Genomic DNA, 13,703 nt, shown 5'->3' on the forward strand with positions numbered 1-13,703 from the left:
TACCCTGCGCCCTGCCCTTCATTGACGCCCCCCGGATTCCGGCATGGGCCGGTTATCTTCGGGCATGGCGCGGGTATCGTTCTTGCCTGCGCCCGCAGCCTTTGCCGGGGGGGCTGGGGGAATATTGTAACCGGGAGTGCCTTTAACAATCCGCACCAGCTGCCCGTCCAGCAGGCCGGCGGATGGGTTATTGATGACCCTGTCGCTCTTTTTAACCCCACGCTGCACTTCCACCGTTGTGCCCAGATCGCGCCCAAGGGCTACGTTGACCAGATGCACGTGGTTGCTGTCATCCACCAGCGCGACCTGCGTTCCTTCCTGCCGGAACACAATGGCGCCTTCAGGCAGAATAAGCTGGTCCGGGTCAGCCGGAGCACGGAAGGTGGCCGTGGCGTAGGAATTAGGCCACAGCTCGCCGCTCTTGTTATCCAGCACCAGTTCGGTCGTAACCGTGCGGGTATTGGGGTTAAAGGCGCTTGCGGTTGCCAGATAACGCGCCTTGAACGTGCGCTCGGGGTATTGCGGCACAATCAGATCGGCCTGCAGGCGGGGTGAGATAATATCCGCATAGTCCTGCGGCACAGCCACAAACACACGCATGGCGTGCACGTCCGCAACGCTGAACAGTTCCGTGGCATTCCCGCGGGAATCCACATCCCCCCTTCCGGCGTTAACGTAATCCCCCACATCGGCCATACGGGATGTGACAATGCCATCAAACGGAGCCACGATCTTTTTAAACGCTTCAAGGGCGGCGTAGCGTTCCACATCATGCTGGGCGGCTTCGACCTGCGCCTTCTGGGCCTCGGCATTGGCGGCCTGCACGTCCACCTCCTGCTGGGAGACAGCCTGCGTGCCCTGCAACGCCTTCCAGCGTCGTGCGGTAATCTGGGCCAGCTTGTAGCGAGCCAGTGCCACGTTGTAGTTGGCCTTGGCGGCGGCGTACTGGGCGTCCAGCCCCGGTGTGTCAATTTCGGCCAGCACGTCCCCTGCTTTTACGCGCGCGCCAAAATCCTTGTACCACATTTTGACGTAGCCCGAGACCTGAGCGTAAATCGGGGCCTGATACCATGCCGCAATATTGGCAGGTAGGGAGAGCTCGCGCTCATCGGGGGCGTGCTGCGGGTAAATGACCTGCACAACGGGCACCGCATCATGGGCTGTTTCCTGCGCCAGTTGCACATAGGCCGAATGCCTTTGCACAAGCCCCATGATAACCAGAAAGCCTGCCACGCCAGCGACAATAGCAAACCCCATTTTTCTTTTACGGGCAGCTGCCGCAGCTTTTACCTTGGCGTCCACGCCACCCGTATTGTCGTGTTCCGGGGTCATACGCCAGCTTCCTCTTCTTTTGTCGTCGGCACTTCTTTTTTGTTGTGCAACATTGCAAACACGCAGGGAACAAACAGCAACGTAGCCACCGTTGCCACCAGCAGCCCCCCCATGACCGCCTTGCCCAAAGGCGCATTCTGCGAGTTGCTCAAAGACATGGGCAACATGCCAATAATCATGGCGGAAGCCGTCATCATAACCGGGCGAATACGCTCAAAGCCTGCCTCAAGCGCTGCCAGAATGGCATCTCCATGCTCATCCAGCCGCTCACGCGCAAAGGCCACAACCAGAATGGCGTTAGCCGTGGCCGTGCCCATGCACATGATCGCACCCGTAAGCGCTGGAACAGACAGGGTTGTATGTGTGAGGAACAGGCTCCACGAAATACCCGCCAGCGCGCCGGGCAACGCCGTGATGATAATGAACGGGTCCAGCCAGGACTGAAAGTTGACCACAATCAGCAGGTAAACAAGCAGAACAGACATAGCCAGCCCGGCCAGAAGCTGCACATACGCACTGTTCATGGTCACGGCCTGCCCGCGCACGGTCAGCGATGCGCCGCGAGGCAGGTCGGGCCGGAGTTCATCCACAATCCGCTCCACCTCGCGTGAGACGGTGCCCAGATCAATCCCCTCGTTTGAGGCATAGATATCGAACACGGGCATGATGTTGTAGTGCGCAACCTCGGCCGGGGTCCCGACCTGCTCGATCTGGCTCAGCCCGCCCAGAATCTGCGGGGTCTGCCCGCTGGGATTACCATCCCCTTTATCAATCGGGGTGATCTCCAGATCATTCATGGTCTGGAGGAAGGAGGCCGGGGTCTGGATGTCGATCAGATGCGAGACGCCAGTCTTGGTATCCAGCCAGTAAACCTGCCCGACCTGCGAACTGCCTGAGAGCGAAACCAGCACGTTGTCAGCCACGTCCGCCTCGCGGATACCCGTGCCCAGCGCGTACATGCGGCGTGCATTCACGCGCAGGGTTGGTGTGGTCATGGGCTGCTGCACTGAAATATCGGTCAGCCCGGTTACGTGCCGCAGCCGTTCTGCAATGCGGTTGGCAAAGCGGAAGTTGGCTGGCAGGTCACGCCCGACCACCTGCACATCAATCGGGGATGGCAGGCCGAAGTTCAGGATCTTGGCTGTCAGGTCCCCCGGCAGGAAGGAGAACTGGGTCCCGGGGAATTTTTCATTCAGGTTACGGCGCAGCAGGCGGCGGTATTCCGCAACAGGGGCGGCTTCATCCTTGAGCGAAATGGTAATGTCGCAATCCTGCGTACCCACGGTGGGGGTTGGAATATAGGCCATGTTGAGCGGGCTGAACGCCAGACCGCAGTTATTGACAATTCCTTCCACCTGCCCGGGCAGCGTGCGCTCGACCTCTGTATCCACCAGCTGGGAAATCTTGCCGGCTTCCTCCAGCCGCGTGCCAATGGGTGCGCGCATATGCAGGGCGATGACATCCGAATTAACTTCGGGGAAAAAATTCTGCCCGACAAAGAACAGCAACCCCAAAGACCCGAACGAGCACAGTACGAATACCGGAATAAACGTCCCCCGCACCTCGATCAGATACGTGAGCAGGGCGTGGTAGCGATGGCGAAAGGTCTCAAACCCACGCTCAAAGGAACGCTGGAAACGACCAAAAACCGTTTTGGGCTCCTGCGGACCGTGCGCATGGGCGGCCACCTGTGCGGCCAGCATGTACTTGGCCATGGTTGGCACCAGCGTGCGCGAGAGAATGAACGATGCCAGCATGGCAAAAATAATGGCTTCGGCCATGGGCATGAACAGCCAGCCAGCAACACCGGTCAACTGGAACAGCGGCATCCACACAATGCAGATACACAGCGTGGAAACAAAGGTTGGAATAACAATCTGGTTGGCCGCGTCCACAATGGCGGTTTCCAGATCCTTTTCCATTTCCAGATGTGCATCAATGTTTTCGATCATGACCGTGGCATCATCCACCAGAATACCAACGGCCAGCGCCAGCCCGCCCAAAGTCATGACATTAATGGTCTGCCCGGCCCAGCCCAGCCCGATGATCGAGCACAGCATGGCCAGCGGAATGGAGGTGGCAATAATAACCGTAGAACGCCACGACCCAAGGAACAGCAGCACGACAAGCCCGGTCAGGAAGGCGGCGGTTATCATTTCGCGCACCACGTCCTCCACGGACTCCTTAACAAAGGTCGAGGCGTCATTGAGCACGCGGATGCTCACACCCGGCGGGAGGGTCTGCACAATGCCGGGCAGCAGTTTTTTAATGCCTGCCACCACGTCCAGTGTTGAGGCATCCCCGCTCTTCATGACCACGATCAGCACACCCTGCTGGCCCTTGACCAGCACAAGGTTGGTCTGTGGTGGACCACCCTGATGCACCCATGCCACGTCGCGCAGGCGGACCACGGCGTGCCCGACCTGCTTGATGGGAATATCGTTCAGTTCATCCAGCTCCCGCGGGGCTGCGTTGGTCTGCACCATCCAGTCAAACGGGCCAATACGCTGGTCCCCCGCAGGCAGCACTATGTTCTGGCTGTTCAGTGCGCGGGAGACATCCACCGGGGAAAGACTGTGTGCCAGCAGCTTGACCGGGTCCAGATCGACCATGACGTTACCCGGCTTACCCCCATACGGGTTGGGAATGGCCGCCCCTGCAACAGACACCAGCGCAGGCCGGATAAGGTTGGAGGACATGTCATAAATCTCGGACGCCGTCATGGACGTGGATGCGACCTGCAACGTAATGACCGGCACGGAGGATGCGTCATACGCCAGAACAAGTGGCGGCGTGGAGCCGGTAGGCATCTGCTTGATCACGGTCTGGGAGACAGAGGTGATCTGGGTTTGAGCAACGGATGTGTTTGTACCGGGCTGGAAAAAGATCTTAACAATCCCGCGCCCGTAATAGGACTGGCTTTCAATGTGTTCGATATTATTCACGGTCGCGGTAAGTGCGCGCTCGTAATAATAGACCACACGGCCAGACATATCCTCGGGCATCAGCCCTGTATATTGCCAGATAACGGCCACAACAGGGATGCGGATACTCGGGAAAACGTCCGTGGGGGTTGAGAAAATACCCTTAATTCCAAAAACAAGAATCAGGATGGACAGCACAACAAAAGTGTACGGTTTTTTGAGTGCTATAAGAACAATCTGGTTCATTCACCTGACCCTTGGCTGAAAACGGGTCCGGTCATCATTCTGGAAATGGTCGTCATTTTGCCAGTAGATACCCGCACATCCCTCTCCCGCTTGTGACATTATCTTTACAAACCATTGCTCTAGCCCAGTACCGGGACCGGAAAAGCAATGCTGAAGCATGTACCCCTGCCATTGGGGCCGCTCTCTATCTTAACGTTTGCGTCATGCAGATGCGCAATGGCGCAAACAAGGCTCAACCCCAGACCGCTACCGGGCACATGCCGGCTCTTGTCCGAGCGATAGAAGCGGGACAACACATTCTGTCTTTCCTCAGGGGCAATGCCCGTGCCCGTATCGGTCACGATCAGCAGGACCGCATCATCCTTTTGTTGCACATCCAGCACAATACTACCGCCTTCAGGAGTAAATTTGATAGCATTATCAACCAGATTAGCGAGCAGTTCGATCAGAAGATGCCGATCCCCCCATACTGGCCCCTCATCCGCAGAAGGCAGAGCCTGTAGTTTTTTATCTTCCATTTCGGCAATGGGTTCGTAAAGGTCGAACACATCATCCATCAACTCACGCAGCCTTACCTGCGCAAAACCGGCCATGCGGCGGCTGTTCTCTATCTCGGCAATCCTGAGCAGGGCGGTAATAATACCAAGGCACTGATCAAGGTCATCCACCGCGCGACCTATGGCAGCTTCAAGCTGCTCCGGATCACGCTCGCCCGACTGGGCACGCTCAAGCTTTGCCCGCACGCGGGAGAGCGGGGTGCGCAGGTCATGGGCAATATCATTACCCACCGCACGCATGCCGTCCATCAGATGTTCCAGCCGGTCGAGCATGCGGTTCACGCTCCCCGCCAGCCGCTCCAGATCATCCCGCTCACGGTTGGCTGGCAGACGTTCATGAATATCGCCCGCCATAATCCGGTCTATGGCCTCGTGCATTTCCTTCACGCGGGAGAGGGCACGATGGCTGAGTGCCACCCCAAGGAACAGCGCGAACAAAAACGTGGGCACCGCCGCCACCAGCATGGCATGACGGAGCATGAACTTCTGCTCCGCCAGCAAATGAAAACTGCGTCCCAGCACCAGAATGGTGTGGTCTGGCAAGGTCACCGCCAGCAGGCGCAGGGGGTAAGCGGCCCCTTCCTCGGGGTAAATCTCGATATTATGGGGCTTACCATCTGCCTTGAGCCCACGGGGCCAGGTATGCAGGTCACCCGCAATCAGCGCATGCCCGGCGTCAAACAGCCCGGCACTGTTGATGATCAGGCGCAGGTCATCCGTTGCGCGGCGGCGGATAACATATTCCAGATGCTCGGGCGACATCTGGGCCAGCAGTTCCGCCTCCCCCTGTAGCAGTTCGGTGGAGCGGCGGGATTCCACCGCCTCCATCTGGGCGTAAACCAGCCCGAACTGCATGAGCATGACACCAGCCATAGCCGCCAGCGCCATAAGGGTGATCCGGAATGTGGCTGTCCGAAAAACCTCAGTCAGAAACACGCAACTGGAACCCCGTACCACGAATGCTCTGGATAAGCGGTTCCTCGCCCGGAGCATCAACCTTCCGGCGTAGCTTGCCGATATGCACATCAACCAGGTTGGTGCGCGGGATAAAACGGTACTGCCAGACATCCTCCAGCAGCATGGAGCGCGTCAGCACCTGTCCGGGGCGGCGCATAAGGTATTCGAGCAACCGGAATTCACGCGGGAGCAGGTCAATCTCGCGGCCATCCCGCCAGACGCGGCGTTCGATCAGGTCCATTTCCAGCGGGCCGGTGCGCAGCTTGGTGTTGCGCGTATCATCCGGCCGCCGCAGCAGCGCTTCAATCCGCGCAACAAGCTCTTCCATGGCAAAAGGCTTGGTCAGGTAGTCATCCCCCCCAGCCTTAAGGCCCGTGACCCGGTCATCCACAGCAGACAGGGCAGACAGGACCAGCACAGGCACGCGAATCCCCTGCTGGCGCATGGCTTCTATAACAGAAAGCCCATCACACCCGGGCAAAAGCCGGTCCACCACCATCACATCGGCCTCGCCTTTTACGGCTGCATCCAGCCCGGCGTTGCCTGTTTCCTCATGATGGACGTTAAAGCCGCGCCCTGTGAGTTCCCCTACAATTTCCTCGGCAATCCTGCCGTCATCCTCGATAAGGAGAACCGTCCGCCCTTCCAGAAAAGGGGGTAGTGTATCATCTTCAGACATACCTGCCCTCTTGCTCGTGTTCTACCCTGTTGCAGTGCTACCCTTGATATGGCCACTAAATTCAATTTCAGACTCTTCGCCTTCGTCCTCACTTGCAACCGGGTTATCAAGCTCCTTGAGCTTGCGGGTAACCACTCTGGTGCGCCGTCTGGCCTCCTCGATTGAGAACGACATAGCCTGCGCATTCCGTGCCAGCTTGTCCAGCACTCCGTCCATTTTCAGCATTTCCTGCCGGGTTGCACCCAGCAGGCGGGCAATGCTTTCCGTCCGTTCTTCCAAGGCCAGAGTCACGTAGCCCAGATGAATGGTACGCAGCATGGCAGGCATAAGGGCTGGCCCCATGACCATAACCCGGTACTGCCGCCCGACATCATCTATCAAACCCGGAATACGGGCCACTTCCGTGTAAAGCCCATCAGTTGGCAGATAAAGCACAGCGAATTCAACAGTCGCGGGAGGCTGAATGTATTTCGTGGCAATTTTACGGGCTTCCACCCGCACAGTGTTCTCCAAAGACTTGCGGGCGGCCTTTTCACCCACCACATCGCCCTCTTCTGCCGCGTTGAGCAGTTTTTCGTACGCTTCGGTCGGGAACTTGCTGTCCACCGGCATAAGGGGGGGTGTCTGGGTTTTGACCGGCATGCGAATGGCGAACTCCACCACATCATTCCCCGGCCCCAGCCGCACATTGCTCTCATACGTACCCGGCGGCAGCACATCATCCAGAATGGCGCGCAACTGGGCCTCCCCCCAGCCGCCACGGGTTTTGACATTACTGAACAGCCGTTTGAGGTCACTGATCTGGGCGGTCATGGCGCGGACCTCGCCCATGGCCTTCTGCATGGCGGCAAACTGTTCCAGCACCCGCTGGAACGATGTGTGCATCTGCCGCTCCACCGCCTCGTGCAGTTGCTCGGTTACCGCGTGGCGGATGGCCGCCAGCTGCTGGGCGGAGGTTTCCGCCATGTTGCGCAGGGCCTCGGCCTGTGCGGCCCGTGCCTCCGCCTGCTCACGCCCCAGACCGCCAGAAAGGTTGCCAAGCTGCTCCGCCAGTTCGGCACGCATGCGCTCCAACCGTTCGCCAAAAGCCCGTTCCATTTCGGCCATGGCGGTTCTTTGCGCGGAGGAATCAGCGCGGGCGGCGGCGGCCTCGCGCTCCATCATAACGTAAAGCCGCGCCAGCAAGTCGCTATCCGCACTTTTTGCTGGTGGCTTGCGCAGCGCAAAAGCCAGCACCACCCCCAGCAAAAGAGCCGTGACCGCCACACAGACAAGAACAATTACAGAACCCATACCCTGTTTTGTCTGATGTCTGCCCCAAGAGCAAGCACCCTTGCTCACTGTTTTTGAACAAAAAACACGTCTATCAGGCAACACCTCTCATGCCGCAGACGTAATGACAGGCGTGGTGTGGTAATGATACTACCCTTGCCCACGGTGCCTTGTTCACCAACACAACAAAAAGTCCAGGAATGGAGAGCACAGCTTGAACACGGCACAACGCATTCGGGGTATTCTGGCAGGGTCAGCCGGAAACCTGCTCGAATATTTTGACTGGTATGTTTATTCTTCCTTCACCATCTACTTCGCCCATGCGTTTTTTCCACACGGCAACCCAACAGCTGAACTGCTGAATGCGGCAGCGGTGTTTGCCGTTGGCTTTTTTATGCGCCCCATTGGCGGGTGGCTGCTGGGCATGGCGGCAGACCGGTACGGGCGGCGCAAGGCTCTCACCTTTTCTGTTCTGGCCATGTGCTTTGGCTCGCTGGCCATAGCCCTGTGCCCCACATACGAGCAGATAGGGGTTGTCGCCCCGGTCATTCTTGTGCTCGCACGTCTGGTGCAGGGCTTGAGCCTTGGGGGGGAGTATGGCGCTTCGGCCACCTATCTGGCCGAAGTTTCCACCCCGCAGCACCGGGGGTTCTGGTCTGGGTTTTTGTATGTCACGCTGGTTATGGGGCAACTGCTGGCCCTGTGCGTGCTGCTGATCATGCAATACGTGTTTTTAACACCGCAGCAGATTGCAAGCTGGGGCTGGCGCATTCCTTTCCTGATCGGGGCATGTGGTGCCGTTCTGGTGTTCTGGCTCCGCCGCCAGATGGTGGAGAGCGAAAGCTTTGAGAACACAAGCAACAAGCAGGCCAAAGGGGGCGTACGCGTTATGCTGGCCCACTGGCCATCGGTGTTGCGGGTTTGCGGGCTAACCCTTGGCGGAACAGTCGCTTTTTACACCTACACCATTTACATGCAGAAATACCTTGCCAACTCCCTTGGTTTTTCCAAGGAAACGGCCACCCTTATCTCAGCTGCCAGCCTGTTTGTATTTGCAGCCATGCAGCCCGCTTTTGGCGCGGTATCCGACCGGATCGGGCGTAAACCCCTGCTCCTGTTTTTTGGCATTGGGGCAAGCCTTGGCACTGTGCCGCTGCTTAATGCCCTCTCCCACGCCACATCGGGCTGGGTTGCATTCGGGCTGATTGTTGCCGCGCTGTTCATGGCATCGGGGTACACGTCCATTAACGCCATTGTTAAGGCCGAGCTTTTTCCCACCCGCGTGCGGGCCTTGGGAGTAGCACTCCCCTATGCGCTGACCGTATCTATTTTTGGTGGCACAACCGAATATATTGCTTTGTGGTGCAAGCATGTAGGCCATGAAGGCTGGTTTGCCTGGTATGTTTCCGCCTGTGCGCTGGTCACGCTTGCAACCGCGTTAACCCTGCAAAAAACCAGCACAATGCCGGAAAACACGCCCTGACCCCCATGCAGGCATTATTCAACAAAAGGACAGGGAAGAGCCTTTAATTTGCCACAAGCGGATCGATATTTAAGGGAGAACAAAAAATACGGAGCAGCCTGACACCCTGCTCCAGGGAGGCACGTTTGATGCGCCGCATGACACAATTTCTGATGGCCCTGCCCGTTATTGCGGGCCTTGGTCTGGCAGCTCTGCCTAGCGCACAGGCCCAACCCGGGCGCTGGGGTGGCGGTGGACCCGGCTGGGGCGGTCGGGGTGGACCCGGCTGGGGGCACCACCACCGGGGCGATGGCGGTGCAATTGCCGGCGCGCTTATTGGTGGGCTGGCCGTTGGTGCCCTTGCTGGTGCGGCCATGAGCGGCGGCCCCGGCGGCTATGCCTATGGTTACAGCTATGGCCCGCCCCCTCCGCCGCCCCCGCCACCACCACGCGCCTATATGGTGCCGGTTGCTCCCATGGGGCCGCCTCCGGGATATTACTACGCTGTTCCCGGTGGCTATTACCCGGGCTGGTAAAGCCCGGCCCGGCAGGGTGGGTGCGCAAACCCGCGCACCAAAAACTGCAACAACTTGCTCAGGCAGCGCCACCCAGTGCCTGCGCCTGAGCCAGCACCGCATCTACATGGCCGCTGACTTTGACCTTGGGCCAGATGTAAGCAATGTCGCCTTTGGCATCGATCAGGAACGTTGCGCGCTCTATGCCCATATAGGTCCGGCCATACATGGATTTTTCCACCCATACGCCGTAAGCCTCGGTCACATGCCCATCTTCATCTGACGCCAGAGGAAAGGTCAGGCTGTATTTGGCCGCGAATGAGTCCAGCTTTTTAACCGGATCACGCGAGACACCAATAACGCTCAGCCCGGCCTGTTCAAAAGCCTGCAGGGCTTCGTTAAACCCGCAGGCTTCCTTTGTGCAGCCGGGTGTGTCTGCCTTGGGATAAAAATAGAGCACAAACGGCTGCCCCTTGAGCGCCGCACTTTCCACCGTGCGTTCACCACTTGCCGCCATGCTGAACGCCGGGGCTTTGTCCCCTACCTTGAGCACCTGACTATTTTCCATAATCGTAAACTCCTTCCATACCTTGTGCTGGGATAACCCGCCTTTAGTCCTCTGGCCGTTCAGCTGGTGCCATGGAGGCAACGGGGCCGACCAGCCTTTCAAAACAGTTCCGCACATCGCGCGCCAGCAGGTTGGTCCGCTCCATTAGCTCGGGCAGGGTGCGGGCCTTCATGTTCCTGAGCAGAATATTCAGGGCTGCGGGCACCATATCCGTTTCCAGCTCCCGTGGGGGTACGGGGCCACACAGCAAACGCAGCAGGGCCTGCAAACGCCGCCAGAAAAAATCCGCCTGCCTGAGCAGTTTTGCATCTGCCGCACTCAGCACCCCGCACCGTTCAAGCCGCCCCAGCGCCAGCCGGGTGGCCGGGCTACGGGCCATGGGGTCGGCTGCAACAAGCTGAAAAATCTGCGCAATGAACTCCACTTCCATAAGTCCCCCAGCCCGGCGCTTGATGTCCCATATGGAACTGGCGGGCAGGTCACGGGCCAGACGTTCACGCATGGTGCGGGCATCCTCCAGCAAGGAGGCGCGTTTAGGGGGGATGGCGCGAATACTGCCATCCAGCACCCGCTCCAGATCCTGCGTTAACGCGCGCCGCAGAGCTTGCGGGGCCGCCACGATGCGTGCACGCGTCAGGGCCATACATTCCCATGTCCACGCGGCTTCCGTATGGTAGCGCAGGAACGCCGTGCGCGGGACAGCAACCGGCCCCGCAGCACCCGATGGGCGCAGGCGCATATCCACTGCATAAAGCGGTCCTTCCGGCCCCGGTGCGGTCAGTGCCGCAATAAAGGCGTGGGCCAGACGGGTATAATACTGCCCCACAGCAACACTCCGGGGGCGGGAGAAGGCCAGTTCCTGCCCGGCATTGCGGCTTTTGGCCGCGACCTGGCTGGTCTGAATCTCCTCCGGGTGGTCAAACACCATCAACAGGTCAAGGTCGGAGCCGGGCATCATCTCCCGCGAGCCAGCCTTGCCCATGGCTATAACCGCCATGCCCCCACCGGGCACACGGCCATAGCGGCGCACATGGTCACGCTCCACAGCCTGTTTGATCACGGTCATGATCGTATCGGCCAGCAGGGTACGTTCGCGCTCGGCGTCGTCCTCGCTCATCCGCCCTTCCAGCAGCGCAACGGACAGGCGGAACTCCTCGCCCCGCAGCAACGGGCGCAGGGTGGTCAGCAGTTCCTCCACATCGGCAACTTCCCCTGCCAGTGTTTTCAGGCGCGCCACCACGTTGCGCCCTTCCTCCGGTTCGGGGGCCAGCAGCCCTTCCAGCGCAGAGGGCTTGTCCGCCAGATGGTCAGCCAGAAAGGCCGAAGCATCAAAAATGCTGGCAATGCGGTTGATCAGCTCCGGATTACGCTCAAAAAGCGAGAGCAGTTGCACCCCGGCGTGCTGGCGCGCCAGCAGGGCATCAAACCTGCGCAGGCAGGCCAGCGGGTTGCCTCGCTGGCCAAAATTGGCCAGCAGGGCGGGGAGCAGCGCACGCAGCAGGGCATGTGCCCGCTCCGAGCGCAGGGCACGCAGGCCATTGCCACTCCACCGGCCCAGAACCTGCGCCGCTTCCACCAGCTGGGATTGAGGAAAACCATATTTTTCCAGCAGTTCCGCCACCTGCCCTTCTTCTGGGCCGGGCATGAGCACACTGCCTGCTTCCATACCGTTCTGCGCAGGCTGGATAATAAAGTGACGCTCAAAAATCCGCCTTGCCTCACGCATACGCGGGAGCATGTCCAGCGCCAGAGCCTCCCCATCGGGGTAGTTCATGAAAATGGCGAAGGCATCAAACCCTTCCACCGTCTCTGGCAGGCTGTGGGTCTGGTGGTCGGCGCGCATTTGCAGGCGATGTTCCGCATCGCGCAAAAAGCGGTAGGTACGGGCCAGCACTTCGGCCTCGGTCCGGGGCAGTCTGCCCGAACCCACCAGTTTTTTAAGCGCGCCAAATGTGGTTTTGTCCCGCAGTCCGGGCTCGCGCCCCCCCCAGACCAACTGCATGGCCTGCGCAATAAATTCAATTTCGCGTATGCCGCCCTGCCCCAGCTTGAGGTTATGGCCCAGAAGCCACGCCCGGCTGGCAGCGGGGTCCGCCAGAACAGAATCGGGGAGTTGCGCCAGATCCGTCCGCCCTGCCTTGCGGTAACGGTCTATGCGGGCCTTCATGTCATGGATGTCATCAATCAGGGCAAAATCTAGGTGCTTGCGCCAGATAAATGGCCTGATAGCCGCCAGAAAGCGCCGCCCCAGCGTAAGGTCGCCCGCCACTGCGCGTGCCTTGATCATGGCTGCGCGCTCCCATGTCTGGCCCAGGCTCTCGTAATACAGCGTGGCAGCCTGTACGGTTACAGCCGGTGGAGTAGAGGATGGGTCTGGCCTGAGCCGCAAATCGGTACGAAAAACGTAGCCATTCGCATCGCGCGCTTCCATCAGACTAACAAGATCGTTAGTCATACGCACAAATACACGTCGCACCGCGTCTGACTGAGAATACGTTGTGGGGTCGTACAACACTATCAGGTCGATGTCGGATGAAAAATTCAGTTCACGCGCGCCCAGCTTGCCCATGGCCAGTACCACAAGCCCACAGCCCGAAGTGGGGTTTTCGGGGTCTGGCAGGTCAAGCTGCCCGGCCTGACTGGCATGCCACAGCATATGTTTGAGCGCGATTTCCAACGCGGTTTCAGCCAGCCGGCTGAGCGTATGCGTGACTTCCTCCAGCGACCATGCACCACCAAGGTCTGCAATAGCGCAAATAAAAGCTATACGCTTTTTGGCATGACGAAGGAACGCGGCGACATACTCTCGCCCCGATGTGGCGTCAAACTGTGCGCATGTTGCAAACGCATCGAGCACACAGCTATCCGGCCCCTTGTCCAGCAGCGCTGCAAAAGCCTGAATATCCTCCCGCGCCAGATCGGACAGGTACGGGCTGTTCCCGCCAAGGCACAGCATCAGCTCACGCGCGCCGGGCAGCGCCATGACCGATGCCGCAACACCGTTCTGGCTGGCCAGTTCCAGCATGTCCTCAACAAACACTGTGGCCCTGTGCCCGTCCGCCGGAGCGGGCCAATCTGCATCCGGCCAGCTCCGCGGGCCTTGCCTGCGGGTCTGTCTTACGTCACGGAAGAGAGAATGATCTGCCTGCGTCATGATATGGCCCGTACTGTGAACCATAAAGGCTTGCTGC

9 protein-coding genes are annotated in these 13,703 nt (G+C 59.3%); 2 read left to right on the top strand and 7 right to left on the bottom strand.

The window, feature by feature from the left end; translation table 11 throughout:
* Nucleotides 1-18 precede the first annotated feature (18 nt).
* The 5 genes from GOB83_RS01690 to GOB83_RS01710 form a co-directional block, all read right to left on the bottom strand.
* Nucleotides 19-1,332 (bottom strand): efflux RND transporter periplasmic adaptor subunit, encoded by a 1,314-nt coding sequence (locus GOB83_RS01690; protein ID WP_095348980.1) that lies wholly within the window; start codon nt 1,330-1,332, stop codon nt 19-21.
* Entirely contained in the window at nt 1,329-4,502 is a 3,174-nt protein-coding gene (locus GOB83_RS01695) for an efflux RND transporter permease subunit (protein WP_086647118.1), read from the bottom strand. The genes GOB83_RS01690 and GOB83_RS01695 overlap by 4 nt, the downstream gene beginning before the upstream one ends.
* Nucleotides 4,503-4,621: 119 nt before the next feature.
* Nucleotides 4,622-5,995 carry a sensor histidine kinase gene (locus GOB83_RS01700; protein ID WP_086647117.1) on the bottom strand — a complete coding sequence of 458 codons (1,374 nt, stop codon included), beginning with the start codon at nt 5,993-5,995 and terminating at the stop codon, nt 4,622-4,624.
* The gene (locus GOB83_RS01705; RefSeq protein WP_086647116.1) at nt 5,982-6,695 is read right to left on the bottom strand and encodes a response regulator transcription factor; all 714 of its coding nucleotides are present in this window, start codon (nt 6,693-6,695) and stop codon (nt 5,982-5,984) included. Before GOB83_RS01705 ends, GOB83_RS01700 begins: the two co-directional genes overlap by 14 nt.
* A 21-nt stretch (nt 6,696-6,716) precedes the next feature.
* Complete coding sequence (locus GOB83_RS01710) at nt 6,717-7,988, bottom strand: DNA recombination protein RmuC (RefSeq protein WP_165925041.1); 1,272 nt, start codon at nt 7,986-7,988, stop codon at nt 6,717-6,719.
* Nucleotides 7,989-8,181: 193 nt separating this feature from the next.
* Here GOB83_RS01710 and GOB83_RS01715 point away from each other — a divergent pair, with 193 nt between their 5' ends.
* Nucleotides 8,182-9,450 (top strand): MFS transporter, encoded by a 1,269-nt coding sequence (locus tag GOB83_RS01715; RefSeq protein WP_165925042.1) that lies wholly within the window; start codon nt 8,182-8,184, stop codon nt 9,448-9,450.
* Nucleotides 9,451-9,587: 137 nt separating this feature from the next.
* Complete coding sequence (locus GOB83_RS01720) at nt 9,588-9,965, top strand: hypothetical protein (RefSeq protein ID WP_242005679.1); 378 nt, start codon at nt 9,588-9,590, stop codon at nt 9,963-9,965.
* A gap of 58 nt (nt 9,966-10,023) precedes the next feature.
* Here GOB83_RS01720 and bcp read toward each other — a convergent pair whose 3' ends face one another.
* Entirely contained in the window at nt 10,024-10,512 is a 489-nt protein-coding gene (bcp, locus tag GOB83_RS01725) for a thioredoxin-dependent thiol peroxidase (protein WP_165925043.1), read from the bottom strand.
* Between the two features lie 43 nt (nt 10,513-10,555).
* On the bottom strand, nt 10,556-13,666 hold the full coding sequence (locus tag GOB83_RS01730) for a bifunctional [glutamine synthetase] adenylyltransferase/[glutamine synthetase]-adenylyl-L-tyrosine phosphorylase (protein WP_165925198.1): 3,111 nt from the start codon (nt 13,664-13,666) through the stop codon (nt 10,556-10,558).
* Nucleotides 13,667-13,703 lie beyond the last annotated feature (37 nt).

The organism is Acetobacter fabarum (assembly GCF_011516925.1).
Classification (GTDB): domain Bacteria; phylum Pseudomonadota; class Alphaproteobacteria; order Acetobacterales; family Acetobacteraceae; genus Acetobacter; species Acetobacter fabarum.